This window comes from Rhizobium sp. BK289, assembly GCF_014193575.1.
Lineage (GTDB): Bacteria > Pseudomonadota > Alphaproteobacteria > Rhizobiales > Rhizobiaceae > Rhizobium > Rhizobium tropici_C.
On the sequence record NZ_JACHZO010000004.1, the window covers coordinates 348155 to 373903 of the forward strand.

Below are 25749 nucleotides of genomic sequence, written 5' to 3' on the forward strand. Positions count from 1 at the left end.
CTGTTCGGCGGGTGTTGTTTTGCCTATTTGCGGCCAGGGAGAATGGCACTGAGGGCCTGCCTCAATGTACCCTTGATGACGCCGCTTTCCTCCGGATCTCCCTTCAGCAAGGCGGCAGCGAGATTGCTCATCTGCTCGAACGTCAGATGCGGCGGAATGGGAGGCACCTCCGGATCGGTCTTGACCTCGAGCACGACGGGACGTTCGGCGGCGAGCGCCTCATCCCACGCGGCCCCAAGGCTCTCGGGGCGATCGACAAAGATGCCCTGCAGGCCGATGAGATCGGCAAAACGATGATAGGGAACATCCGGGATGCGCTGGGAGGCATCGAATTTCGGATCGCCTTCCATGACGCGCTGTTCCCAGGTCACCTGGTTGAGATCCTCATTGTTGAAGACGCAGACCACCAGCCGGGGATCGGGCCAGTTTCGCCAATATTTTGCAGCGGTGATCAGCTCGGCCATGTTGTTCATCTGCATCGCGCCGTCACCGACGAGCGCAATGACGGGCCTGTCCGGATGAGCGATCTTGGCCGCGATCGCATAGGGAACGGCCGCGCCCATGGACGCGAGACCGCCGGACAGGGAAGCCATCATGCCGCGACGCATGCGCAGATCCCGGGCATACCAGTTGGCGCAGGAGCCGGAATCGCTGGTGACGATCGCCCGATCGGGCAGGCGGGGCGAAAGCTCCCAGACAACGCGCTGCGGATTGACGGGATTTGCCTCCACATGCGCCCGTATCTCGAGGGTTCTCCACCATTTGCCGACATCGGCTTCGATCTTCTTGCGCCAGGAAAGATCCTGCTTCTGCGTCAGGAGCGGCAGCAGCGCCTCGAGAGTTTCGCGCGCATCGCCGACCAGATTGACCTCCATGGGATAGCGCAGGGAAAGCATGTCCGGCCGTATATCGATCTGAACACCGCGCGCATCGCCTTCTTCGGGAAGGAATTCCGAATAGGGAAAGCCGGAGCCGATCACCAGCAGCGTATCGCAATCGCGCATCAGGTTCCACGAGGGCTCGGTTCCCAGAAGGCCGATCGAGCCCGTGACCCAGCCGAGATCATCAGGCAGCGCCGCCTTGCCGAGCAACGCCTTGGCGGCGCCGGCGCCGAGGCGATCCGCAACAGCGATCACCTCCTCTGTCGCACCGAGCGCACCGGCGCCGACAAGTATCGCCACCCGCTTGCCTGCATTCAGGACCTCGGCGGCACGCGTCAGATCGATTTCGTGCGGCACGGTTCTCGGCGCCGTATAGCCGATGCCCGACATCACGGAACCATGTTTGCGCGGCGGTGTTTCATAGGGCATTTCCTGCAGATCGTTCGGCAGGATGACGGCGGTCACGGTCTTGTTGGCAAGAGCGATACGCACGGCGCGATCGATCAGGTGTCGGATCTGTGCGGGCGCGGCTGCCTGATGGACAAAATTGCCAGCGACATCCTTGAAGAGCGAGGCGAGATCGACCTCCTGTTGATAGTGACCGCCGATGGCACTGCGGGCTTGTTGGCCAACCAGTGCCAGGACCGGTTGATGATCGAGCCGCGCGTCGTAGAGACCTGTCACGAGGTGCGTGGCACCGGGACCGGAGGTCGCGATGCAGACCCCCAATTCACCGGAAAATTTCGCATAAGCCGATGCCATGAAAGCCGCCATCTCTTCATGACGGGCCTGAATGAACTCGATCTTTCCCTCGGCACGATTCAACGCACCGAAAAGACCGTTGATGCCATCTCCCGGATAGCCGAACATGCGCCGCACGCCCCAATCGTAGAGGCGCTGCACGATGAAATCGCCAACCGTCTTTGCCATGATCTATCTCCGCTTGTTGCGCGTCGCCATTCCCCGACGCGGATGGCGCCCAACAAGTGGACCCCGCTTATGTTCCCGTAAACAGCGGGAGATAGGCGGTTCGCTATGGAGCCTGAACGATCCCCGTGCGATCACCCAACGGCCCAGCTTTGCCCAAGCCGAAAGGAACAATGCGCCACGCGGACGGTTTCATTGGCGAAAGCGAGACGTCGGGATGATCTGACGCATCGAACCGCCCGAAAGGAAACCGCGATGAAACATCAGCAGCCACGCGACGGCGCACCTGGGACCACGGACCAATCACCGCGATGGGAGGGACCGGCCGGATCGAAGCCGGCCGGATATCTTCCCGCCAAGGATGGTGGAGAAAAAGCGCGCGATGCGCATGGCGAGAATATCGACCATCCCCGCAAGCGCCGCGTCTCCGACGCATTGAAACAGAAGGGCGACGATTGACGGCGGTGCACAGGTGAAAACGGAGACCATTATCCCCGGTGAAACCGGAGACGCAACGATGGTGGAAGGCCGCCTCGAGCGGGATTCGGTGGACCATACCCCAAAAGATCAATCGGATAAGCAGATCGACAATCGTTCCGCCTCTGAAAACGAAGAGATCGTCTATCTGGCAGGTCTTGAGACGGGCATAACCCGTAAAAGAAGCGGCGCGGGCTTCGTCTACCATGATCCACGGGGACAAAGAATAACCGACCCGACAGAGCTCGAGCGGCTATCCGCTCTCGCCATTCCTCCCGCCTATACGGATGTGATCATATCGCCGGATCCGAAGAGCCATCTGCAGGCGGTCGGCCGCGATGTCCGAGGGCGCAAGCAATATCGTTATCACCCAAGCTGGATCGCCATCCGCGAAAGCGAGAAATTTGCGCAACTGGCTGAGTTTGGACGATCGCTGCCGGCCATTCGCAAGCGCGTCGACGCCGACCTCCGGCGACGCAAGCCGAGCTTGACGAAGGCGCTCGCAACGGTGGTCACGCTGATGGACAACCTTTTCATCCGTATCGGCAATGAGACCTACGCGCTTGAAAATGGTTCCTATGGCTTGACGACGCTGCGTGGCCGCCATGTCAAAGCGATCGGATCGCGCCTGCAGTTCCGCTTCAAGGGCAAGTCCGGCAAGGAATGGCGCCTCGATGTCGCCGACAAGCGGATCATCCGCGCCATTCGTATGCTTCAGGAACTGCCCGGCCAGCATTTGTTTCAATATGCGGACGAAAACGGGCTGACCCATCCGATCCGCTCGCAGGACGTCAATGCCTATATTCGCGAAGCGACGAGCTGCAACTTCAGCTCGCGCCAATTCCGCATATGGGGCGCAACACGCATGGCGGCAACAGCGCTTTCGGCGATCGAGCCGGCAGAAGCGGCAAGAGAAAGAGCAAGACAAATCAATGAGGTCATCGACAGCGTCGCCGCGAAATTGGTGAACACGCGCGCCGTCTGTCGCAGCTCCTACATCCACCCTCGCGTGTTCGAGGATTTCGACAGTGGCCGTCTAGCCGAGATCACCAAAATGCGGGTGCGAAAAAGCTCGGCCATTCTCAAATGGATGGATGAGGACGAATTGGCGGTGCTGCGCTGGCTGGAAACATTAGACTAAAGTATTTCCGCTTTTCTTCGAAGCGCGAAAACGCTCTATCCTTTTGTTGTGACGCAAATCCGAAGGGAAAACCGCTGCCCATTTCCGGGGATTGCTTTTAAGCGGCGGCCGCGATTTCGATTCTCACGCCACCATTTGCCGGCAGCTCTCGGCACATTGCAATCCGCCATTCCGCCGATGCCCGCGCAATCATCGGCGCATTCAAGGCAGATCTCCGAACATTCGCGGCATAGATGGGGATGATGACTTGAGCCGATCAGCATGAAATATGCGGCGGCCTGGCAGATCTCCGCGCAGGACATCATCAAGCGGAAATGGGCAGGTTCCGTGTGCTTGCCGCCGGCCTCCAGGCAATGAAGCATGGCCGTTGAAAGGCAGCGGCTGTAACAGCGCAGACAAGCCTCGACACATTGCTGTACGCTGGAATCCAGTTGCGTCGTCGTTCTCCTCGACTTTCTTGCCCAGCCGCTCGGGGATGCCGTCGAACCGGTGGCGGAGCCGATTTTCCCCTGCCGCCGGGAACTCGATGCGCCTTCAATTGGCGGCGTAAGCGCGGAACATGTTGTCTTTCAGATAGTTAAATCCGCAGGCGCTCGTTCCCACACGAAAGGAGATGGCTCATGCCGATGATCGCCGGACTTTTCGATGACTATTACGATGCCAAGCTTGCCGTCGAGCTGCTGGAGGATGCGGGAATTGCACCGAAGGACATCTCCATCATTTCCCGCACGCTTGATGGTCGCAGGATCGACGAAGGAGAAAATCAGACGGCGGCGGATGCGACGACGGGCTCCGGCATCGGAGCCGCGGCAGGTGCCGCAGGCGGCCTTTTGGCCGGTCTCGGCGCCATCGCGATTCCCGGTATCGGTCCCGTCGTCGCCGCAGGCTGGCTTATCACGACGCTGATCGGCGCTGCGGGCGGTGCTGTCCTCGGCGGCGCAACGGGAGGTATCATAGGAGCTTTAACCGGTTCAGGCATTTCGGAAGACGACGCCAACGTTTACGCCGAAAGCGTACGCCGCGGTGGTGCACTGGTTATCGCCCGTGTCGGACAGGCCCAGCTTCCGCTTGCAAATGAAATTCTCGACCGTGTGCCGCGGATCGATGTTGCAGCGCGCCGCGCATTCTACCACCAAAGCGGCTGGGACCAATTTGACGAGAAGCGCGGTCTTTACGATCCGCCGGATCGTGATCCCATACATTATGCTCCACCGCCTCGCGTATGAGGCCAAGCGGAGACCGCAAGCCATCAGGCTCGTATGTCGGCCGCCTTCGCCAAAAGCAGGAGCTGCTTCTCATCGCGGATGCCCTTTTGATACAGCTCTATGATCAGCGCTGCCGCGGCTTCCGCTTCTTCGCTATCGCGCTTGGCATCGCGCTCGAGGAGGAAGGCGTCGAAGGCGCGCTGGCAAAGCTTAAGCTCTGCAGGCGTCAGCGGATAGGTTCGGGGTTGCAGGGATTTCCGGATCATTGCGTTCTCTTTTCTATAAAAACCATCAGACACGGCATGAGCGCTGCTGAGAACCGCCGGCATTGAGGTCGGCAGCCCTGACGTTCGATCCCGCCGTCTTTCGCTCGCCTCGCCGGGACAAGACGCCTACGCCCGACAGACGCGCAGAGAAGAACGGAAAGCCCTGAAGCACTTTTCCCGACCGAGGGTCCTAGCCTCAAGGGCGCGGCTTCTGCTCGACCGAAAGCACCGGCGGCGCTTGCGGCGATGTCGTGGCCTGCGTCACGGCCTCTGTCTCATCCATTTCAGGCTGCTGCTGGCCGTCTTCGGCAAGGATCTCTTGGGCTGCACGATGCCAATGGACAAGATCCTGTCCATCCGGCTGGCCCTCGTCCTGCCATATTTGGTAGGCGCGCAAGCGTATGGCTTCTTCCTTTGAAGTCTGGCTCATCGATCGCAATCCTTCGGGTGATATATCGGCAAGGCCATCTCCGCTCACGGCAAACCTGTATCATCGGCTTGCTCACCAGAGCATCCGGGGCAGAAAACCGCTGCATCCCTGGAAATGCTCTGAATCTGTCAAACCGCGGTACCGCTCCGATGTTCCACTGGATCCGTTATTTTTGGTGGGAATGCTGCTATTTCAGGGATTTCGACGAGGGCATGGGCTCATGAACGCCGGCTGCGCAGGAGCATGCGCCAGAATGACGGCCGCCGGGCCGCTGGTGTCGAGCCTACCGGCAAAGCACTCTCACTTGGAATGGCGCTCCAAGTGGAGCCAAAAATATCCATAGGGCTGAAATGTGAGCATATAGGGCCGCTTGCCAATGATCGGGAATGCCGCACCGCCAAACAGTTCCCTCGGGCGTCGATCTGCATAACAGTGCAGATCGAGATCGGCGGCTTGCGGAACTTTCGACAGGTTCGCGACGCAAAGCACATGGTCGCCGCCATATTCCCTGACATAGGCGATGACGGCGGCATTATCCGTATCCACGAAACGAATATGACCCCGTGCGAAGGCTTCATGCCCGGAGCGGATTGCCAAAGTGCGGCGAATCCAGTTCAGCAGAGAATGCGGGTCGTTCTCCTGCACCTCCACATTGATGGCGCGAAATCCATACCGGGCATCGTCGATGGGCGGAAGCGCGAGGATTTCCGGATCGCCATTCGAAAACCCGCCATTTCTGCTGTCGGACCATTGCATCGGCGTGCGGACACCGTTCCTGTCGCCCAATTCGACATTGTCGCCCATGCCGATTTCATCACCGTAATATAGGACGGGACTGCCCGGCAGCGAAAGCAGCAGCGCTTGCAGAAGCTCGACGCGACGCCTGTCCTGATCCATCAAGGGCGACAGACGGCGCCGGATGCCGAGGTTGAGCCGCGCGCGCTCGTCGGACGCATAGGTGTCCCACATGAAATTGCGCTCGGCCTCGGTGACCATTTCCAGCGTCAGCTCATCATGGTTTCTGAGGAAAATGGCCCATTGGCAATCCTCCGGAATATCGTGGGTCTGCTCAACAATCGTCACGATCGGCTGACGGTCTCCCGTGGCGACCGCCATGAATATGCGCGGCATCAGCGGAAAATGGAAAGCCATGTGGCATTCATCGCCCTCTCCGAAATAATCCCGTGCCTCATCCGGCCACTGATTGGCTTCGGCAAGAAGAATGACGCCAGGATAGCTGGCATCGAGGGTCTTCCTGATGCGCTTGAGCAGTTCATGCGTTTCCGGAAGATTCTCGTTGTTGGTGTTTTCCCGCTCGACCAGATAGGGAACGGCGTCGAGGCGAAAACCGTCCACCCCGAGATCAAGCCAGAAACGCATGATGTCCAGGAGCGCTTCGATGACCTCCGGATTGTGATAGTTGAGATCCGGCTGATGCGAATAGAATCTGTGCCAGAAATAGGCCCCGACGACGGGATCCCAGCTCCAGTTGGATCTTTCGCTGTCGACGAAGATAATGCGCGTATCGGCAAACTTGTCGTCCGTATCCGACCAGACGTAGAAATCCCGCTCGCGCGAGCAGGCAGGTGCGTGTCTCGCGCGTTGAAACCAGGGATGCTGATCGGATGTATGGTTGATGACCAGCTCGATGATCACGCGCATCTTGCGCGCATGGGCAGCGTCCACGAAGACCTTGAAGTCGGCAAGGCTGCCGAACTCCGGGCTGATGCTTTTGTAATCCAGGACATCATAGCCATCGTCGCGCTGGGGAGACGGATAGAAGGGCAGCAGCCAGATCGCGTTGACACCAAGCGATGCCAGATAGTCCAGTTTTTGGGTGAGACCCTCGAAATCACCAAATCCGTCATCGTTGGCATCGAAGAAGGATTTGACATGTAGCTGATAGATTACGGCATCCTTGTGCCAGGACGGATACCGAAGCTCACGTTCAGTCCTGTTCAATCGGCTGCTCCTCGGGCAATCCCTGTTCGCCAATCCCACTCTTCTGGAATTAATGTCGCCAACGGCCTCTTCAAGGCCACCAATTGTGAATGCCAGCTTCGAAGCTGAAGTTCGACCGGCTGATATACCGGGAACCGGGGAGAATTCTGCGTGTTTGGCTTGATACCATGGGAAGCCCTGACGCGGCTGCCCTTGTGGGCGCTATCTCAAGGAGGAAGGTACGATGTCAAAAAAGAAATCGAAAAAATGGTCGCAGCAGGTGACGGATAACAGCGACGCGATGGATCTCGACAAGGGCGTCTTCAAACAGCGCAGCGCCAAGAAGATCGCGGATTCTCTCAAGCAATCCTCCGAGCAAAGCCATCGTCGCAAGTCAGGCCCATTTCAATCGGCGATGTCCATGCTGAACTTCTATATCAACCGGGCAGGCGACCAGCTCTCCAAGTCGAGACGGACAACGCTGGAAAAGGCAAAGACCGAGTTGCGCAAGGATTTCGGCCGCAAACCCTAGATCTCATCTGCGATCGGCTCTTGCTTGGATGGAACAGCGGAAATGCTGGCTCAGGGGCGAATCGAAGCTAAATCTTCCCCATAATCCCAATCAAGATCTGCAAACCGCGCTGATATTTCTCTCCGCTTTTGCCGATCTGCTCGCTTTGCCACAGATTGTCCTCCAGATCGGCCTTTTTCACCGGCAGTGCCAATGCATTCGACGCCGCCCGTGTGACGAATTCGTCATACGGCTCGTCCGATCGCCGCGTCAATGCATCCACGGCGGAGATGATCTTTGGCGGAAAACCCTCTTCTCTCAATCGATCGAGCGTCCATCCCCTTCCTTTCTCGACGACATCGTGAAGATAAGCGACCGTACGGGCGTCATCCCCGGAAACGAGAAGTGCGATCCGCTGGCAATGCTCGAAGAAAGGGCGCCCCGTCTTGTCGGTCTGTCCCTCATGCGCCTCGAGCGCAATCTGTATGGCTTGGTCAAGGTGCTTCATGACATTCAATGCCTCCAGTCATCGGGGATACCGGCCGAACGGACACAATAAATCGGATTGCAAGGATATCTGAACTTCGTGAATGCCCGAGGAAGGTGTCCTGGAATGCCGAAGCCGACATCTTACCCTCCTTTTCGATGGACACGAAGACCGGCAACATAGGAGCCTCCCCAAGGAAGCGCATTCCCCGAAATCAGCCAATGAACCAAGTTCAAAACGGATTGTTCCCTCTTCGCCGCCGCGCGGTGCAGGATCGCTGTCTATTTTCATCGCAATTCGGTGCCTGCCATGCTGATGCCGAATTTTTCTGATCTTGGCTCCCTATGACTTTGGAAGGGCGCCGCATGGAATTCATCAATCGTTATGTCGATCGACCATTGCTTCATTGCGGAGCGATGGCGCTGCGGACGTGGCACGAGCAAACAGGCCAATCACCGCAGAAACTTGCTCCTATCTGGAATCTCTTCATCATTTTGTCGCTTCTGTCCGCAAGCAGTCTCTTCCTGGCAGGCACCGCCTACGGGATAACGCTCGCCGGTCTGTTGATGCTCTCCATTCCATCGCTCCGAATGCTGGCCTTCGGTCGCACCACGACAACCTATAATATCCGTGCCTATCGTGCGCTGGCGGCCATTGCGGTTCGCAAGCGCGAAGCCGAATGGGCTGTTCGCCTAACGGTGCTGTTCACTTCGGTCGTCTTTCCATTCTGCGTCCAGGTGGACGATCAGACGACGGCATTGTTTCTCCTCGGCGCCAGTCTGTGGTTCGCACTCAGCGTGCCGGCAAGACTGTATCTGGAAGCCGCGGAACCGCCGCCACCGGCTGATGATGGCCGCACGGCTTACGCGCGGGAAGCGAAGTTTGCCGCTTAGACCTCATTACTAACGATGGAACAAACTCATAGCTGCTTCGTTCTCCATTTCAGCAACAAATGGAGAGTAAGATGCTTTACTATGCGTTGGTATTTCTGGTCGTAGCCCTGATCGCAGGCGCCCTCGGATTTGGCGGCATTGCCGGCGCGTCGGCGTCAATTGCTCAGGTGCTGTTCTTCATCTTCCTGCTATTCTTCGTTGTCTCCCTGGTTATGAATGTGATGAGGCGTTAGGGCACGAACAGCCGGAGATGGTTTCCCTCTCCTGAGCGCTAGAATCGAACGCCTGGTTCCCGCATGAGCTGAGCATGAAGGCCCTTGCGTCTGGCAGCCGGCCGCCCCATCTCCTTGAGTATCGAAAAATACAGGAGATGGTGGTTCACCAAAACGGCAGGACGGAAACGGGAGGCAGCGAATGCGTGAAGAAGCACCTCATCTACTGAAATCGACAGATTTCCAACAAGATACGGCAACGACTTCCTCATCATCAAACACGGTCGTCTCGCCTGCGGAACCCGGTAGCGCCGGCGCTCCTTTGGCGCAGGCACTGCTCGCGGCGATCGTCGAGAACTCCGACGATGCGATCGTCAGCAAATCCCTCACCGGGCACATCACGAGCTGGAACCGAAGCGCCGAACGGCTTTTCGGATATACCGCGGACGAAGCGATCGGCCAGCATATTTCCATTATCATCCCCGCCGACCGACTGCATGAAGAAGACGTTATCATCGCCAGCATTCGCGGCGGAAAGAGGATCGAGCACTATGAAACCGTCCGCCGCCGCAAGGATGGGACCTTGCTGGATATTTCGCTGACGGTTTCCCCGGTCCGCGATAGCCATGGCAGTATCGTCGGAGCTTCGAAGGTCGCACGTGACATTTCCGAGCGCAAGCGCGCCGCCGAACGCCAGGTCCTTCTGCTTCGGGAAATGAACCATAGAATCAAGAATATTTTCGCTATTGCGAACGCAGTGGTCGGCTTGAGCGAGCGCACGGCGACAACGGTCCAGGAACTTGCGCGCGACGTGCGAGCCCGGATAAGCGCGTTGGCGATTGCAAACGAGCTGACCCTCCCCGATGTGGGTCTTGCCGAAAGCTATCTGTCGCAGGAAACAACGCTCTTTGCGCTCGTCAAGGCTCTCTTTGCCGCCCATCAAGTCGACGGCGTCGAGCGTATCTCTATAAGAGGCCAGGATGTGCCGGTGCACGGGAACATGCTGACGTCGCTTGCCTTGCTCCTGCACGAATTCTCGACGAACGCGACGAAGTACGGCGCCTTATCGGCACCGGAGGGCCGCATTGAAATCGAGGTGCGCAACGATACGGACTTCTCGCTCATCTGGCGGGAAATCGGAGGGCCTCCCGTCCATCAGCCTGACGGTCCTGGCGGCTTTGGTTCACAGCTCGAAAAAGCAACGATCGGGTCGCTTCAGGGATCCATCGAACGCGAATGGAATCCGGCGGGACTGAAAATTTTCTTGCGAATTCCCTCGGCTGTCCTGCGTCGTTAGCAGAGTGCTTTCATGTTTGATCGCGAGCGATGCGCTGCCTCGGCAGCGCATCGACGCATGAAAATGCGGCCAGGTTTCTACGCCGCTCTTTTCGCCTTTGCGTTCGCGGCCGTTTCCGCAAGCTTGGTAAGCTTCTGGTCGGTCGCTTTTTCTTCTGCCAGCGTCTGCTGAAGAAGAGGCACTGCGTCCTTCAACCCGAGCTGCTTGGCCCATTCGATAAGAGTACCATAGCGGGCGATTTCATAGTGCTCGACAGCCTGGGCGGAAGAGATGAGGCCAGCGTCGAGAGCGGGCGTACCCTTGAACTCTTCGGTGATCTCGTCGGCTTCGGCTATGATGCCCTGGATCGCCTCGCATGTCTTGCCCCGTGCCGGCTTCCCCAGCATTTCGAAGACCTGCTCCAGGCGCTCGACATGACCTTGCGTTTCATCGCGGTGGTGCAGAAAACCTTGCTTGCCTTCTTCTGCTTGCGCCGCACGCGCCATCTTGGGCAGGGCCTTGAGAATTTGCTTCTCGGCGTAGTATATGTCTTTCAGAGTATCCAGGAACAGATCGTTCAACGTCTTCTCGGATGCCATTGTTTCCTCCAACGATTATCGGTGAGTTCTTTCGGGCGGCTGGCTTCCTACCGCCCGCAGAGAAAGACCGCCTGCGCGGCATTGCATGAAAACTGAATCACGAGTTCTTGTGACTCTTCTGGCCGGCCTTCACATGTTGTTCGTGGCTGCCACCACGCGTTCCCTCTTTTGACTGCTCGTTCCGAGACGAAGCTTGCTGCTTCGTGCCGGTATTCTTGTGGCTCTGCTGGCCAGCCTTGACATGCTGATCATGTGAACCGCCTTGAGTTGCCATGTTCTTTCTCCTTAGTTTGATTGCGAGACATTGTCGGTCTCGACTTCCAAACAGACAGATTAGGCTTTGGTTCCACGAAGACTTTCAAAAAATACTGTCTTCCTATTTCACCAATGAATGCGAGCGACACAGGGCGGCGGTCTTTCCCATCTCGATAGCTTCGTTCTCAAGAGCCGTGTATTCGCCATCATGCGAAATACCTACTCGACAGACTATAACCGGCGAAAGAAGTCCGGATAAATGCATAGCTACCGCGGCCGAAACATGCCGCCTGCTCCCACAATCTTGCGAATTCTTCATTGGCGGATATCACGCGATGTGATCCGCTTAGTTTAAGGCTACACTTACGTTAGATCATTTTATCAAGCGTGATCGGCAATTCGCGAATGCGCCTGCCGGTCGCGTTAAAGACGGCATTGGCGACGGCGGCCGCCACGCCCGTTATGCCGATCTCGCCGATGCCCCGTGCTCCCATCGGTGCCTGCGGATCGGCGACATCCGTATAGATGATATCAATCTGCGGCACATCCATCTGCACGGGTACATGATATTCGGCAAGCGAGGCATTGACGATGCGGCCCGTCCGCTCATCGAAATTCGTCTCTTCCGTCAAGGCGAGACCAATTCCCATGACGATGCCTCCCTTGAACTGGCTGGTCGCCGTCCTGGCATTCAGAATTCGCCCGGCATCGAATGAACCGAGGAAGCGCGTAACCCGAATCTCTCCGGTAATCTCGCTGACGCGGACTTCGCAGAATTGCGCACCGTAGGAGTGCATGGAGAAAGCCTCCATCTCGGCCGGCTGCGGTGCTTCGGCCTGGCAGACAAGCTCATTGCGGCCGGAACGGCGGAGAATCGATTCATACGTCTCGAAGCGGTCGGCATCATCGCGATGACCGATCCCTCCATCGCGCGGCTCGACATCGGTAAGCGAAAGGCCAGCGAGCGGCGAGGCATTTCCTGCAAGCTTGATCAGCTCTTCGATGAAGACTTCCGTCGCAGCGATGATCGCGCCGCCGATCGAAGCCGTCTGTGTCGAGCCGCCGGCGATGATGCCGCGAGGCAAGGCGCTATCGCCATATTCGAAGGTGATGCGATCGGCCGGAATGCCAAGACGCGCGGCGATATGCTGTGTCTGCGCCGTTGCCGTTCCCATACCCATGTCGTGAACCGCCGTCGAAACCGTGACGCGGCCGTCAACCGTCAGCCTGATGCTTGCCGCAGTTCCGGGAAAGCGATGATAGGGATAGGTCGCAGTCGCACAGCCCATGCCGATCAGCCATTCCCCTTCGCGCCGCCGGCGCGGCTCCGGATCGCGGCGATGCCAGCCGAATTGCTTGGCACCCTTCTCATAGGCTTCGAGCAAATGACGCGAGGAGAAGGACTTTCCGCTCGTTGGATCCTTTTCGGGCTCGATGCGCCTGCGCAGTTCGACCGGATCGATGCCAAGCTTGTCGGCCAGTTCGTCCAGCGCGCATTCCAGCGCAAACGTCCCGATGGCTTCGCCAGGTGCGCGCATGAAGGTATTCGCCAGCATATCCATGTCGGCAACCTCCTGGGCCAAGCGGAAGCTTTGGGCGGCATAGAGATGCCGGGCCGGAAAGGTGAACTGCTCTGGGCAGGAATTATGCAGCGTCATCGCGACGATGCCGGTATGAACAAGCGCATTGAGCGTTCCGTCGGTGTTGGCGCCCAAGGCCACGCGCTGCTCGGTCACCGTGCGGCCGCCGACAAGACGGAAGACACCCTCGCGCGACAGCATGATGCGGACCGGGCGCTGCGCGAGTTTGGCAGCCGCGCATGCCAGGATCTGATGATCCCACAGGCATTTGCCGCCGAAACCTCCTCCGACATAGGGAGAGGTCACGCGCACCTTGCCCGGATCGATGCCGAAAATATCGGCGAGTTGTCCCGCGGTCAGATCGATCATCTGTGTCGCATCATGCACGCGCAGTTCATCGCCTTTCCAGACGGCCGTTGCGGCGTGCAGTTCGATTGCATTGTGATTGTACCGAGGCGTCCGATAGATATTGTCCACCTGAACTTCAGATGCCTTCAGGGCAGCTTCCGCATCGCCGATGTCCAGGATCGGCGGCTGGCCGAGCAATGTCTCCAGCTGACGCGGCTTCCTCTTGGCTTCCTCAAAGGAGGTAACCGCGAGAAGCGGAGCATAGTCCACCGCGACCAGCGATGCGGCATGGTCGGCTTGCTCCTGCGTTTCCGCGAGAACCACCGCGACAGCCTGGCCGTTCCAGTGGATTTCGTCATTCTGCATGACGGGCAGATCGCTTGCGCCGGCGGCGGAGGGCGAGGACATCATCAGGGACGGCGCTTTCATCCGGGGCGCATTCCGGTAGGTCATCACCAGTACGACGCCGGGCGCCTTTTCGGCAGCGGCGGTATCAAGCTCCGTTATGCGGCCTCGCGCGATCTTGCTGAAGACGAGAGCGGCGTAGCACATGTTTTCATAAGGATATTCGGCTGCAAAACGGGCCTTGCCTTCAACTTTGAGCGGCCCGTCGACGCGTGAGATCGGCCGTCCGAGCGCACCGTGCTTGCGCAGCAGCGGATCGGATGTGACAGCCGGCTGCCATTTACCGGGGATTCCTTTCGGGGTATCGGATTGTACGCTCATGCGCCCTCTCCCTTCAACTCATCGAGAACGGCGACGATCGTTCGTTTCGCCAGCTCGATCTTGAATCCGTTATCCTTCAGCCCAATCGCCGCGGCGAGTTCCGCTTCGGCTGCCGCGCGAAAGCTTTCGACGTTGGCAGGCGCGCCTTTCAGGACCGCTTCGGCCTTCAAGGCGCGCCAGGGCTTGTGGGCGACGCCGCCGAGTGCCAGCCGGGCATCGCGCACCTTGCCCGCCTCGTCGATGTCGACGGCGGCGGCGACGGAGATCAAAGCGAAGGCATAGCTTGCCCGGTCGCGCACCTTGCGATAGGTGGAACGCCGGGCGAAGGGAAGCGGCGGAATTTCCACTGCGGTGATCAGTTCGTTCGGCTGCAAGTCTGTTTCGATATCGGGCCTTTCTCCGGGCAGTCTATGCAGATCCAGGAAAGGCATGCTGCGCAAGCCGATAGGACCCTTCAGGTGCAGCCTCGCATCCAACGCGGCAAGCGCGACGCACATGTCGGACGGATGGGTCGCGACACAGGAAGGCGAAGCGCCAAGGATCGCATGATAGCGGTTGAAACCGTCTCTGGCGTCGCAGCCGTCACCCGGATGCCGCTTGTTGCAATGAGCCGCATCGTCATAAAAGTAGCGACAGCGCGTGCGCTGCAAGATATTGCCGCCGACGGTTGCCATGTTGCGGATTTGAGCACTCGCCCCCGCAAGAATGGAGCGGGAAAGCAGCGGCAAGGCCGAGCGGACGTAGGAATCTGCCGCAAGCGCGGTGTTCTTTGCCGCGGCACCGATCAGAAGACTGCCGTCGGAGCGTGGCTCGATGTCGGCGGGCAATTGCGTGATATCGATCAGCATGTCCGGGCGTTCGATGTCTTCGCGCATCAGATCGACGAGATTCGTGCCTCCCCCTAGATATCGCGGCGCGTTGCCGGCTTTGGCAAGATCGATGGCGGCGGCGGCGTTGGATGCCTGCTCGTAGGAGAAGAGGTTCATGCCCGTACCCTCCTCTCGTTCTCGCTTTCACTTTCCGCGAAGGTCTGCGAGATGGCCTCGACAATGCCGTTATAGGCGCCGCATCGACAGAGATTGCCGCTCATTCGTTCGCGAAGCTCGATCTCATCGAGAACGACGCTCGCTGCCGAAAGGTCCTTTGTGACCGCACTCGGCACGTTGCGATCGACCTCATGCATCATACCGATCGCGGAGCAGAGCTGCCCCGGCGTACAATATCCGCATTGAAAGCCCTCGCATTCGACGAAAGCCTGTTGCAGCGGATGAAGCCCGCTTTCCGAAGCAATACCCTCGATCGTCGTGATGCTGCGGCCCTGATACTGGATTGCGAGCGTCAGACAGGAATTGATGCGCTCACCGTCGACCAAGACGGTGCAGGCGCCGCAAGCGCCCTGATCGCATCCCTTCTTTGTGCCGGTAAAGCCAAGGATATTGCGCAGCAGATCGAGCAGCGATGTGCGAATATCGGCTTGCACCTCAACGTCTTCACCGTTGATCGTGAACTTCATGATCTTTGCCTCCCTGATGGCAACCGATGCATATCGGGTAATAGCGTCCAGCCAGTGTTTCCAGGCCGGCATCCGATCCGTGGACCTCGCGCGCCTTTGCCTGGCAGCCGGGGCAGAGCAAGCTTGCTCATCTCGAAGCCTCCGCTGCTGCCTGAGCGACAACCAGACGGGCGGCCAATTGTTCCCGGAAGATTGCGCGTGCCTTGGATTTAGTGAGGACCGCGCAGCGCTCGTTCCGGCTTTCACGATGTGGCAGGGCACGAAAGCAATGGCATTGCGCCGATCGGGTCCCTTGGAACCAGAACAGCTCTGCGAGGATTAAATCTCCTTGAACGGAGAACACGCCCATGATCCGCAAACTGAAATCCGGCGAATACCGGCTTTACTCGCGCAAGGTCGATCCGAAGACAAACAAGCGCAGGAATCTCGGCACCTTCAAAACGCGTGAGGCTGCCGAAAAGCACGAGCGCGAGGTGCAATATTTCAAGCGCCACTAGCCGGCTGCCAACGAAGCAGCGGCCTGAAGCGTCCAGGCCTGCCGATGATGGGTAGGACCAGGACTCGCGATGATCGAAGGCGAGCTTTTGGCCGCCTTACCGATTTATCGTGGCCATACCCTGGCTTTCGGTCGATTTCATCACGCCAGACAGTGATCTTGCGGAGAAAGCATGCTTTCATCTGAATGTGAGACGATTGAATTATCCCTACCAGGAAACCATTCCATAGATCATATTGGGTATAGGGAGCATGAAGGTGGCTGAAATCGAACTGAAGCTTGATCTGTCGCATTTGGAGATGGACAGCCTCGTCGCGTCGGACCTTCTCGGCGAACCCGCCGAGAAGGTCGAGCAGCATTCGATTTATTTCGATACGGACGACCGCAGATTGTTCAACGCAGGTTTCACACTCCGTATCCGCCGCTCCGGCGCCGCGAGGACGCAAACGGTGAAGGCAACCGGTCCCAGCGCGTCGCTGTTCGCCCGATCGGAATGGGAGACCGCCGTCGAGACGGATGTCCCTGCCCTCGACCATACGAGCCCTCTTCTCAATCAGTTCGGCGACATTCGGGAAGATCTCCTTCCCCAGTTTGAGGTTTCCATCGACCGCCGGATTTGGAACCTGGTCGAGAACGGCTCCAAAATCGAGCTCGCTGCCGATCGGGGCACGGCCGCGGAGGCTGATCGACAGGCGCCTATCTGCGAGATAGAACTGGAACTGAAGGACGGCGATCCGAAGGATTTGTTTGCTCTCGCACGCAAGATCGAGGCGATCGTTCCGTTCAAGTTCGGCGTCCACTCCAAGGCCGAGCGCGGGTACCGGCTGCTGGCCGCAGCGCAACATGTGCATAAATCGGCGGAAATCGACCTGGAGTGGCGGTCGAGCGCCGTCGATGGATTCAAGGCGATAGCGCAGGCCTGTTTCCGCCAATTTCGATTGAACGAAAACGTACTGCTGCATCGAAGAAGCGCAGAAGCGCTTCATCAGGCGCGCGTCGCGATGCGGCGGCTGCGATCCGCCATCTCACTCTTCAAGTCGGTCCTGGACGATGAAGCTCGCCGACTATCCGGCGAATTCCGCTGGCTGGCCGGTGTGCTGGGCGAAGCCCGCAACATCGACGTCCTTTTGCCGAAAGCGAAAGACGGGGATTTTGCAGATAGGCTGCAGCAAGCCCGCGAAGCCGCCTATGACGAGGTCGAGAATGCGCTGGGATCGCCCCGCGCCAGAGCGCTGATGCTGGATTTCCATGAATGGCTGCACACGGGCGCCTATCTGGATGGACCGGCGAAAGACAAGACGATCGGCGAACAGGCGGTCGAAGCGCTCGACAAGATGCGGAAAAAGCTGAAGAAGCACGGCCGCGATCTCGCACATGTCGACGACGAGCAGCGGCACGAGGCAAGGAAGGATGCCAAAAAGCTGCGCTACGCCGCGGAATTCTTCAAAACGCTGTTCGCCGACCATAAGGAGGCTCGCCGCCACAAGCGCTTCATCAAGGCCATGGAAGAATTGCAGGACCAGCTTGGAGCGCTGAACGACCTGGCGACCGGCCCCAGCGTGCTGGAGAAGCACGGCCTGCAGGACCACCCCGAGGCCGCATCGGTCATCCTGCATGCCGACAAGAGGTCATTGATCGCGGCGGCGCAGGCGGCCCTCGACGACGTCCTCGACACCAAGCGCTTCTGGCGATAGGCGTGCCTCCCGCGCGATTGTCGACTTTTAGAGCAGTTCGGCTGCGGTTTGGATATCGCAGCAGACCCATTCATCGTTGCCTCGCCATCGCATTTGACATGGACTCCCGTCCACAAAGGAGTACTATCAAAACATCGTCACCAACCGATCAAGTAGGCGGTGACGACTGAGGGTTTATACGTGCTCCCGCCTGCAAGGACGTGGGAGAGCATGGTGATCCTCCTGAAACCAGCAAAATTCCCAAAAGATCCGACGCTCCGCGCCATGCTGCGGAATTGGGCACGCCGGTTTCTCGCCAGCGAAACGGCTGTAAACCGCGTCGTGAAGAGGACGATCAATGTTGCCTGCGACGATCCCGAAATCCTCAGTGGCGCAAACATGAACGATGCCTTGTTTGCCCTTTTGCACCGGCACGCATTGGATGAGCTCCACTCGACCATGGCACGGCATTCTGAGACGGAAATGTCGATCCTTCCGCCGTTGGGTGACATTCAGCACCAGGCATTCCGGTAAAAATTCCAGCTTCGAACTCTTCCCGCAAGTTGAATGGGAAGCCAAGTGCCCAATCGTTTGCCCCTGTGATTTCACGTCCCCGATACGTGGAACCAATTGTTCTGCTCTTTGTTCGATTTAGGTTCGACAAATGCAGGACGCATGCGGATGACCGGCAACCCAAAAAATCCTCCCAAAATTCGAGCTTATGACGGTCCAGCCGGTGGCTGGGGATCGGCAAGATCTGTGGGTGAAGTGCTGCTTCGCGAGCACATCCCGGCAAAGGGACCGAACCTGCTTGCGCATCAGAACAAACCTGACGGCTATATGTGTGTCAGTTGCGCCTGGGCAAAACCGGCGAAGCCTCATCCATTGGAATTCTGCGAGAATGGCGCGAAGGCCACGGCCTGGGAAGTCACCGATCGCAGGGCGGATGTGGAGTTCTTCGCCCGACACTCCCTCACGGAATTGGCGAGCTGGAGCGATCACGATCTGGAGGAGCAGGGCCGCCTGACGCAGCCCATGCGCTTCAATCCCGATAGCGACCGGTACGAACCCGTCGAATGGGAGGCGGCCTTTGCCGAAATCGGCCGCGAACTGCGCGCCCTGGCCCCCAAACAGGTGGATTTTTACACCTCCGGCCGAGCCTCGCTGGAAGCATCCTACATGTACCAGCTCTTTGCGCGCATGTACGGAAGCAACAACCTGCCGGACTCATCGAACATGTGCCACGAAAGCAGCTCCGTCGCGCTGCCGGAGAGCATCGGCGCGTCCGTGGGCACCGCAATCCTCTCCGACTTCCAAAACTGCGACTGCATCTTCTATATCGCACAGAACGTCGGAACTTCTTCCCCTCGCCTGCTGCACGACCTGCAGGATGCCGCGGATCGGGGCGTACGGATCGTTACCATCAATCTCCTGCGCGAACGCGGACTGGAGCGTTTCAAGAATCCGCAGGCGCCGAGTCAGATGCTCTCGGGCAAGGAGACGATTATTTCCACGGAATATTATCAGGTGCGCAACGGTGGGGATACCGCAGCTCTGTTTGGTATTTGCAAGGCTTTGATCGAAACGGATGATGCCTTGCGCCTGACTGGCACCAGCAAGGTCACCGGTGCGGACGCCGAGCCGAAGGATCAGACCAATGCTGCCCAGGTCGCCTTCGCCGCCTCGATCGTGGCGGCCGACAAGAAACACATACTGGATCACGACTTCATCAAGGAACACACGACGGGATTCGAGCAATTTGCCTCGATCACGAGAGCCCATTCCTGGGAGGAGCTGGAACGCATTTCGGGCCTCAGCCGGCAACAGATGGAACAGGCCGCGAATACCTATGCAAACGCCCAGGCGGTGGTCATTGCCTATGGCATGGGGGTCACTCAGCACATCATGGGTGTCGACAATGTGCACATGATAGCCAACCTCGCCCTGCTGAGGGGAAATATCGGCAAGCCAGGGGCAAACATATGCGCCGTGCGCGGCCATTCAAACGTGCAGGGACAGCGCACCGTCGGCATTACGGAAAAGCCGGGCCTGGCGCCGCTCGATAAGCTGGCACAGCTCTATCGTTTCGAGCCGCCGAGGTGGCTGGGACATTCGACGGTCGAGACGTGCGGTGCCATCTTGCGTAGAGAGAGCCGTGCCTTCATTGGCCTCGGCGGCAACTTTCTGCGAGCTGTGCCCGACACCGACCTGATGGAAAAGGCGTGGCGAAAGCTTCGCCTGACGGTCGCGATCGCCACGAAGCTCAATCGCTCGCACGTCATCCATGGCGAGATCGCCTATTTGCTTCCGTGTCTTGGGCGCCTGGAAATCGACGAACAGGAGAGCGGTCCGCAAGCGGTTTCGATCGAAAGTTCCATCGCGCATTTTCACGGTTCGCGAGGGCGAGCAACACCTGCAAGCACAAGTTTGCGTTCGGAGCCGGCGATCATTGCCGGCCTCGCCAAGGCGACGCTCGGCGCCACTGCAGTTCCATGGGACAGATGGGTCGCGAACTATGCGGAAATCCGCGACGCGATCGAAGAGACCTATCCGGAGACATTCAAGAACTTCAACAAACGCCTTTTCCAGCCCGGGGGATTTCCGCGCCCGCTTCCGGCGCGCGAACGCAAATGGGTAACGCCGACAGGGAAGGCAAACTTCATCGCGCCGGCCCGCCTGTTTCCGGAATTCGATATCCGCGGCGATACCAGTCGCCTTCTTTATCTTGCGACTCTGCGCTCCAACGATCAGTTCAATACCACCGTCTACGGCTACAGCGATCGTTTCCGCGGCGTGGAAGGAACCAGGATGGTCGTGTTCATGAATGGTGAGGACATCCGCCGCCTCGGTTTTGTCGAGGGCGAGAGCATCGATCTTCACACCGCGCTTGCAGATGCGGCGGGCAGACACATCTCGGGCCTGCGGATCATTGAATACGCCATCCCTGAAGGATGCTGCGCGGCCTATTACCCTGAAGCCAATCCGCTGTTTCCATTGGCTCATCACGACAAGAAATCAAAGACGCCGTCCTACAAGCTTCTGCCGGTCTTGGTCTCTCGCTCGATCGGTACGACCGCCGTGGATGGATGACGCTCGTTACCCTGCTCCTTCACGTTAATCGCGCTACGTTTGCTTCCGAGAGGAAAAACCATGCACTCGATCGAGCAACGCGAAAAACACCTTTCGAAACTGCATCCCTCCTCGCTCATCGTTCTTTGCCTCGGCGTCATCGTTGCGCAAGTCGACACATCGGTCGTCAACTTGGCGATTCAACCAATCGGCAAGAGCCTCGCGGCTTCGGTCACGCAATTGCAGTGGGTCGTCGATGCCTATAATCTTGTCTACGCCGCCCTTCTCATTACCGGCGGCCTGCTGGCTGACCTTTATGGGCGGCGTCTGACTTTCATCATCGGCTGCATCATCTTCACAATTGCAAGCCTTGGATGCGCCCTGGCTCCAGCGATCGCGATCCTGATCGGCGCCAGGGCGGTAACCGGCTGCGGATCCGCCCTTCTGATCCCCGCCTCTCTCTCGCTCATTCGGGTGATCTATCCGGACGAGAAGGTTCGCGGGCGCGCGCTCGGCATCTGGGCGGGATGCAACGGCATGTCGCTCGCCATCGGACCGAGCCTCGGCGGATATCTGATCCACAGCTTCGGTTGGCGGGCTGTCTTTCTTGTCGTCGTTCCCATCGGTGTGATGGCTGCCATCGGGGCATTGCTTTGGGTTCCGGAGAGCGCGGGCCGAAAGGGAAGATCCTTCGACGCGCTCGGCCAAATCTTGGGCGTGGTATCGCTGGGGGCAATCACCCTCGCAGCCATTGAATCCTCGCATCTACCCTTGCTCTGGACCATCTTGCTGGCGTCTTGCGGCTTGGTTCTGCTCTCGTTTTTCGTTGTGGTGGAACGGCGCCTGGATCAGCGTGCTCTCGTGCCGGTCCCTATGTTCTCCAACAGGCGGTTCAGCGGCGCCATGGTGGGAACGGCCGCAATGACTTTCGGCATGTATGGCACGCTCTTTCTGTTTCCACTCACCTCGCTCAGTCTTGACAGATTGGACCCGACCGATGTCGGCCTGGCGCTCCTACCTATGGCATTGAGCTTTGTGGGGATATCGCCTTTTTCCGGCTCGCTTTCAGAAAATTTCGGCAAGCAGCGAACGACTACGCTGGGGCTGGCTGTGATGGGTCTGGGAAACATGCTGCTCGGCATTGCTTTTACCGAAAACCTGTTGATCGCCGAGGAATTCGGCCTGCTGCTGACCGGCATCGGCATGGGATTGGCGACGGGGCCGCTCACGGCAGTCGCGGTGTCGAGCGTGGGGAGCGAACGAGCCGGAACCGCAAGCGCACTCATCAACGTTGCGCGGATGGTCGGCGCTACCATCGGCGTGGCGTCACTCGGATCGGTCTTTGCATGTTTCCATGAGCCTCAGCTCGGCTTCATCACAGCTATGCTATGTGGTGGCGTCACTCAGCTTCTCGGCAGCGTCGCGGCGTGGAGATACCTGTCACGGACATGAGCGCTTTCGGATCATGCATTCTTCATATCTCCGGTTTTGGAACTTCCGGCAGAGTGGCTTGTTCGGTTGCGGTTCAATCGGGTGCCGATGATGACGATAGCGATCGTGATCGGATTGCTGATGATTCTGGCTGCAAGCGGTAGCCTGCTTGTCTGTGCATGCATCGGCTATGTCGATTACATGCTCGAGAAAAGGAGAGACCTCCTACTTCTCAGGCAAGCTGCCAAGCGCCGCGGCAGGCTTTGATTGCATCGCCACTACAACATGAAGACGCCTCCGCGTCTCATCGGCAGATTGCGGTTCTCAGATCAAATCAGCACGGAGATTCAACGATGCAAGCCGTACGAATTCATCGTTTTGGTGGGCCGGAAGTCATGCAGCTCGACCAAATCGAGCAGCCGATACCAGCGACCGACGAAGTCGTCATCAAGGTTTTTGCCGCGAGCATCAATCCGGTCGATGCGAAGATGCGCGAAGGCAAATATCCTGTCGTCACCGAAAAAGATTTCCCGTATGTGCTCGGTCGCGACGTCAGTGGCGAAATTGCCGATGCGGGCCAGTCGGTTTCAAGTTTTCTGATAGGTGACGAGGTTTTCGCCTTTCTGGCACCGGATCACGGCGGCTACGAAGAATTCGTGATCGCCAAATCGGACGAAATCGCCACGAAGCCTCAATCACTGGACCACGTTCAAGCCGCTGCCGTGCCGCTTGCGGGCATCACGGCATGGCAAGGCCTCTTCGATCACGGCAAGCTCGAAGCTGGCCAGCGCGTTCTCATCCATGGCGGCGCAGGCGGCGTCGGCCACCTTGCAATTCAGTTCGCCAAGGCCAAGGGTGCTTGGGTGGCGACTACGGCTTCAGCGGCTGACCGGGATTTCCTAAATGGCTTGGGCGCCGACCAGATCATCGACTATAAATCAGAACGCTTCGAGACTGTCGTCGAACCGGTCGATCTCGTCTTCGATCTTGTGAGCGGCGAGACACAGAATCGGAGCTTTTCGATCATCAAAAACGGCGGCGCGTTGATTTCCACCCTCACGGAGCCCAATAGACAGCGCGCCGAAGCCCGAGGCATCAGGTCCGGCCGCTACACCGCCCAGCCGAACGGCGCACAGCTCCAGAAGATCGCCGAACTGATCGACAGCGGCAGGGTGAAAGTCCACGTCGATCGCACCTACGGGCTTCGTGAGGCAGCGGCGGCGCAAGAGGCCCTTCAAGAAGATCATATCCGAGGCAAAATCGTCCTGAAGGTGCTGAACTGAATGAATTGAAAGTGGGTACTTAGATTGTCGTTGGTGCAGGCCCTATAGGTCGCGAAACTGCTCGGCTTCTTGCCGAGGAGGGCCATAAAGTCACTCTTACCAGCCGCAACGCAGGGGCGATGGATGCCGGCGCGGTGCGCACCGTTTCGACGGACGCGACTGATGTGGAAGCGTTGGCGCGCCTCAGCGATGGGGCCGATGCGATCTTCATGTGTGCGATGGCCGCCTATCACCGCTGGCAAACCGATTTCTTCCCCATTCTGGATGGAACTCACAATCTTGAACAGACCCGTCCAATCGGCGTGACGCGGCAAGCGAACCGATTGCCGACGGCACCACAACATCATTTCCCTGATCTCGTTTCATCGAACGGCGCCAGAGACATGATCATCCTGCTCATGACTTAAGCCATCGAGCATCTGAGGCCATCTGCCGTCAGATCGTGCTGCGCAACGAATTGAAATGCTGCATCATACGCTCCGCCGCCGGTCGGATACCGGTGAACAGTTCGAAAGCCTTCACCGCCTGAAACACCGCCATACCGCCGCCATCGAGAACGCGGCACCCCTTTTTTCTGGCAATCGTCACCAATTCGGTTTCGATCGGAAAATAGACGATCTCGGCGACCCACAGGCGATCCGAGAGGAGTTGCGTGTCGAGCGGCATTCCGGGATGGGCGGCCATGCCCGTCGGCGTTGCGTGAACCAGGCCATCAGCAGCATCCAGGGCCGCGGCCAGATCATGGCCAACCGAGAAAGTGCAGGTGCTGTGAGCCGGCTGCAGCTGATCCACGAGTGCCTTTGCGCGCAAGGGATCGAGATCGAATATTTTGATCGAACCTGCTCCCATCCCAGCCACAGCATGGGCAACGGCAACGCCGGCCCCGCCCGCACCCAGCTGCACGACGTGATCGAGTGAAACGCCGGCCAGTCCGCGCCGGAAACTTTCGGCAAATCCCCACCAATCGGTATTGTGCCCGATCCTGCGGTTCCCTTGGAAAACGACCGTGTTGATGGATCGCAGCGTCTGCGCATCCGGCGACAGCTCGTCCATCAGGGCGACCGCCGCCTGCTTGCAGGGATGGGTGATGTTGAGGCCGGCAAAGCCTTGCGCCTCTGCCTCGTCGACAAGAGCCGGCAGGTCCGACACGGAAAGGCCACGCGCATCCAGGTCGATGAGATCGTAACGATAGGACAGGCCGCAATGTTCGCCTTCATGCATGTGCATGGCCGGCGTTAGCGAACGGCCAATGCCGGCACCGATCAATCCGACATGAAGCTGGCGCGGAATAATGGCGGCTTGAGTATTCAATTTTTCCTCCCGAGCGGCAAATCGAAGCCATGCCACAGGCTTGCCTGCAAAATGTACGAACTAGTACGTAAAGTCAATAAGAGGCATACTTTCCCGCCCCGGGAAAATCCCCAGCCGCAAACCAGGCGGCTTTGGGCGCCGTCAAGCCAATTCGGAAGAAGGCTGTCTTAGAAAGGCGAGAATGGCGTCGATGATCAAGGACTTGTGCCGCTTCTTCAGCTCCTCCGAGGACAGATCCCGCTCGAAGATCGCTCCGAAGGTGTGGCGATTAGAAACGCGAAAGAAGCACTGGGCGCTGATCATCATATGCAGATCGACCGGATCCACACGACGCACGAAGCTGCCGTCGGCATAGCCGCGTTCGAGAATGTCCGTGATGATATCGATGACTGCGATGTTCGTCTGCGAAAGGACGACCGAACGCTTCATATGCTCGGCACGATGGATGTTTTCGATGCTGACGAGGCGCACGAAATCGGGATTCTGATCATCGTGATCGAAGGTGCTTGCGATCAATTGCGCCATCGCTTGGACGGGCGGCATGTTTTCGAGATCGAGCTCGCTCTCCAGCGTACGGATCTTCGTGTAGGCTTGCTCGAGAACGGCGAGATAGAGCCCTTCCTTGCTGCCGAAATAATAGTAGATCATGCGCTTGGACGTCTTGGTGCGCTCGGCGATCTCATCCACGCGCGCACCGGAAAAACCGGCTGCGACGAATTCCTCGGTCGCGATCTTCAGAATATTTTCCTTGGTCGCGTCTGGATCGTTCTTTCGCGTCAGACGCTCGATCTTGGCCGCTTGCGCTTTCGTCATGCCCT

The 25749-nt window shown here is 58.5% G+C and carries 25 protein-coding genes and 2 pseudogenes; 14 read left to right on the top strand and 13 right to left on the bottom strand.

Features of this window, described 5'->3' with window-relative positions; translation table 11 throughout:
• Positions 1 to 23: 23 nt before the first annotated feature.
• Positions 24 to 1811 carry a thiamine pyrophosphate-requiring protein gene (locus tag FHT84_RS10065; RefSeq protein WP_183762028.1) on the bottom strand — a complete coding sequence of 596 codons (1788 nt, stop codon included), beginning with the start codon at positions 1809 to 1811 and terminating at the stop codon, positions 24 to 26.
• Positions 1812 to 2063: 252 nt separating this feature from the next.
• On the opposite strand from FHT84_RS10065, the gene FHT84_RS10070 reads away from it, so the two are divergent.
• Both FHT84_RS10070 and FHT84_RS10075 read left to right on the top strand, forming a co-directional pair.
• Positions 2064 to 2267 (top strand): hypothetical protein, encoded by a 204-nt coding sequence (locus FHT84_RS10070; protein WP_112345637.1) that lies wholly within the window; start codon positions 2064 to 2066, stop codon positions 2265 to 2267.
• A 13-nt stretch (positions 2268 to 2280) separates the two neighbouring features.
• Positions 2281 to 3426: a DNA topoisomerase IB gene (locus tag FHT84_RS10075; protein ID WP_348647341.1), complete on the top strand. Its 1146-nt coding sequence runs from the start codon at positions 2281 to 2283 to the stop codon at positions 3424 to 3426.
• Between the two features lie 123 nt (positions 3427 to 3549).
• Here the strand turns inward: FHT84_RS10075 and FHT84_RS31395 are convergent.
• Positions 3550 to 3788: pseudogene (locus FHT84_RS31395) on the bottom strand (four-helix bundle copper-binding protein).
• Between the two features lie 258 nt (positions 3789 to 4046).
• Here FHT84_RS31395 and FHT84_RS10080 point away from each other — a divergent pair.
• Complete coding sequence (locus FHT84_RS10080) at positions 4047 to 4652, top strand: hypothetical protein (protein ID WP_246698506.1); 606 nt, start codon at positions 4047 to 4049, stop codon at positions 4650 to 4652.
• Positions 4653 to 4675: 23 nt separating this feature from the next.
• On the opposite strand, the gene FHT84_RS10085 is transcribed toward FHT84_RS10080, so the two are convergent.
• From FHT84_RS10085 to treS, 3 genes and pseudogenes are all read right to left on the bottom strand, one after another.
• Positions 4676 to 4897 (bottom strand): hypothetical protein, encoded by a 222-nt coding sequence (locus FHT84_RS10085; RefSeq protein WP_113248969.1) that lies wholly within the window; start codon positions 4895 to 4897, stop codon positions 4676 to 4678.
• Positions 4898 to 5093: 196 nt separating this feature from the next.
• Positions 5094 to 5327, bottom strand: coding sequence for a DUF2934 domain-containing protein (locus FHT84_RS10090; RefSeq protein WP_145644843.1), 234 nt, complete (start codon positions 5325 to 5327; stop codon positions 5094 to 5096).
• A 315-nt stretch (positions 5328 to 5642) separates the two neighbouring features.
• A pseudogene (gene treS / locus FHT84_RS10095) lies at positions 5643 to 7289 on the bottom strand (maltose alpha-D-glucosyltransferase); the annotation flags it as partial.
• Positions 7290 to 7512: 223 nt separating this feature from the next.
• On the opposite strand from treS, the gene FHT84_RS10100 reads away from it, so the two are divergent.
• Complete coding sequence (locus tag FHT84_RS10100) at positions 7513 to 7800, top strand: DUF3175 domain-containing protein (RefSeq protein WP_113248972.1); 288 nt, start codon at positions 7513 to 7515, stop codon at positions 7798 to 7800.
• A gap of 67 nt (positions 7801 to 7867) precedes the next feature.
• Here the strand turns inward: FHT84_RS10100 and FHT84_RS10105 are convergent, their stop codons facing one another.
• Complete coding sequence (locus FHT84_RS10105; RefSeq protein ID WP_113248973.1) at positions 7868 to 8287, bottom strand: HD domain-containing protein; 420 nt, start codon at positions 8285 to 8287, stop codon at positions 7868 to 7870.
• Positions 8288 to 8631: 344 nt separating this feature from the next.
• Between FHT84_RS10105 and FHT84_RS10110 the strand changes: the two genes are divergently transcribed.
• The 3 genes from FHT84_RS10110 to FHT84_RS10120 all read left to right on the top strand — a co-directional run bounded on the left by FHT84_RS10110 (position 8632) and on the right by FHT84_RS10120 (position 10668).
• Positions 8632 to 9159 carry a hypothetical protein gene (locus FHT84_RS10110; RefSeq protein ID WP_145644841.1) on the top strand — a complete coding sequence of 176 codons (528 nt, stop codon included), beginning with the start codon at positions 8632 to 8634 and terminating at the stop codon, positions 9157 to 9159.
• A gap of 71 nt (positions 9160 to 9230) precedes the next feature.
• A complete protein-coding gene (locus FHT84_RS10115) occupies positions 9231 to 9392 on the top strand; it encodes a DUF1328 domain-containing protein (RefSeq protein WP_113248975.1) in 162 nt (53 codons plus the stop codon).
• A 181-nt stretch (positions 9393 to 9573) separates the two neighbouring features.
• Entirely contained in the window at positions 9574 to 10668 is a 1095-nt protein-coding gene (locus tag FHT84_RS10120) for a PAS domain S-box protein (RefSeq protein ID WP_145644840.1), read from the top strand.
• 77 nt (positions 10669 to 10745) lie between these two features.
• Here the strand turns inward: FHT84_RS10120 and FHT84_RS10125 are convergent, their stop codons facing one another.
• The 5 genes from FHT84_RS10125 to FHT84_RS10145 form a co-directional block, all read right to left on the bottom strand.
• Positions 10746 to 11246 (bottom strand): ferritin-like domain-containing protein, encoded by a 501-nt coding sequence (locus FHT84_RS10125; protein ID WP_112345627.1) that lies wholly within the window; start codon positions 11244 to 11246, stop codon positions 10746 to 10748.
• A gap of 97 nt (positions 11247 to 11343) precedes the next feature.
• Positions 11344 to 11520 carry a hypothetical protein gene (locus tag FHT84_RS10130; protein WP_169645414.1) on the bottom strand — a complete coding sequence of 59 codons (177 nt, stop codon included), beginning with the start codon at positions 11518 to 11520 and terminating at the stop codon, positions 11344 to 11346.
• Between the two features lie 349 nt (positions 11521 to 11869).
• Entirely contained in the window at positions 11870 to 14155 is a 2286-nt protein-coding gene (locus FHT84_RS10135; RefSeq protein ID WP_145644839.1) for a xanthine dehydrogenase family protein molybdopterin-binding subunit, read from the bottom strand.
• The gene (locus FHT84_RS10140; RefSeq protein WP_169645416.1) at positions 14152 to 15141 is read right to left on the bottom strand and encodes a xanthine dehydrogenase family protein subunit M; all 990 of its coding nucleotides are present in this window, start codon (positions 15139 to 15141) and stop codon (positions 14152 to 14154) included. The genes FHT84_RS10135 and FHT84_RS10140 overlap by 4 nt, the downstream gene beginning before the upstream one ends.
• Positions 15138 to 15668 (bottom strand): 2Fe-2S iron-sulfur cluster-binding protein, encoded by a 531-nt coding sequence (locus FHT84_RS10145; protein ID WP_145644837.1) that lies wholly within the window; start codon positions 15666 to 15668, stop codon positions 15138 to 15140. Before FHT84_RS10145 ends, FHT84_RS10140 begins: the two co-directional genes overlap by 4 nt.
• Positions 15669 to 16015: 347 nt before the next feature.
• On the opposite strand from FHT84_RS10145, the gene FHT84_RS10150 reads away from it, so the two are divergent.
• From FHT84_RS10150 to FHT84_RS10180, 7 genes are all read left to right on the top strand, one after another.
• Positions 16016 to 16165 carry a hypothetical protein gene (locus FHT84_RS10150; protein ID WP_112345624.1) on the top strand — a complete coding sequence of 50 codons (150 nt, stop codon included), beginning with the start codon at positions 16016 to 16018 and terminating at the stop codon, positions 16163 to 16165.
• A 250-nt stretch (positions 16166 to 16415) separates the two neighbouring features.
• Positions 16416 to 17858 (top strand): CHAD domain-containing protein, encoded by a 1443-nt coding sequence (locus tag FHT84_RS10155; RefSeq protein WP_145644836.1) that lies wholly within the window; start codon positions 16416 to 16418, stop codon positions 17856 to 17858.
• Positions 17859 to 18068: 210 nt separating this feature from the next.
• Complete coding sequence (locus tag FHT84_RS10160; protein WP_183762033.1) at positions 18069 to 18371, top strand: hypothetical protein; 303 nt, start codon at positions 18069 to 18071, stop codon at positions 18369 to 18371.
• Positions 18372 to 18518: 147 nt separating this feature from the next.
• Entirely contained in the window at positions 18519 to 20927 is a 2409-nt protein-coding gene (locus FHT84_RS10165; RefSeq protein ID WP_183762035.1) for an FdhF/YdeP family oxidoreductase, read from the top strand.
• A 60-nt stretch (positions 20928 to 20987) separates the two neighbouring features.
• Positions 20988 to 22358: an MFS transporter gene (locus FHT84_RS10170; protein ID WP_145644834.1), complete on the top strand. Its 1371-nt coding sequence runs from the start codon at positions 20988 to 20990 to the stop codon at positions 22356 to 22358.
• A gap of 158 nt (positions 22359 to 22516) precedes the next feature.
• On the top strand, positions 22517 to 23620 hold the full coding sequence (locus FHT84_RS10175; RefSeq protein ID WP_246698505.1) for an NADP-dependent oxidoreductase: 1104 nt from the start codon (positions 22517 to 22519) through the stop codon (positions 23618 to 23620).
• A gap of 23 nt (positions 23621 to 23643) precedes the next feature.
• Positions 23644 to 24027 (top strand): NAD(P)H-binding protein, encoded by a 384-nt coding sequence (locus FHT84_RS10180; protein WP_348647344.1) that lies wholly within the window; start codon positions 23644 to 23646, stop codon positions 24025 to 24027.
• A gap of 28 nt (positions 24028 to 24055) precedes the next feature.
• Here FHT84_RS10180 and FHT84_RS10185 read toward each other — a convergent pair whose 3' ends face one another.
• Together FHT84_RS10185 and FHT84_RS10190 are read right to left on the bottom strand one after the other, a co-directional pair.
• The gene (locus FHT84_RS10185) at positions 24056 to 24931 is read right to left on the bottom strand and encodes a shikimate dehydrogenase (RefSeq protein ID WP_183762038.1); all 876 of its coding nucleotides are present in this window, start codon (positions 24929 to 24931) and stop codon (positions 24056 to 24058) included.
• Positions 24932 to 25072: 141 nt separating this feature from the next.
• Positions 25073 to 25744 (bottom strand): TetR family transcriptional regulator, encoded by a 672-nt coding sequence (locus FHT84_RS10190; RefSeq protein ID WP_112345617.1) that lies wholly within the window; start codon positions 25742 to 25744, stop codon positions 25073 to 25075.
• Positions 25745 to 25749: the final 5 nt, after the last annotated feature.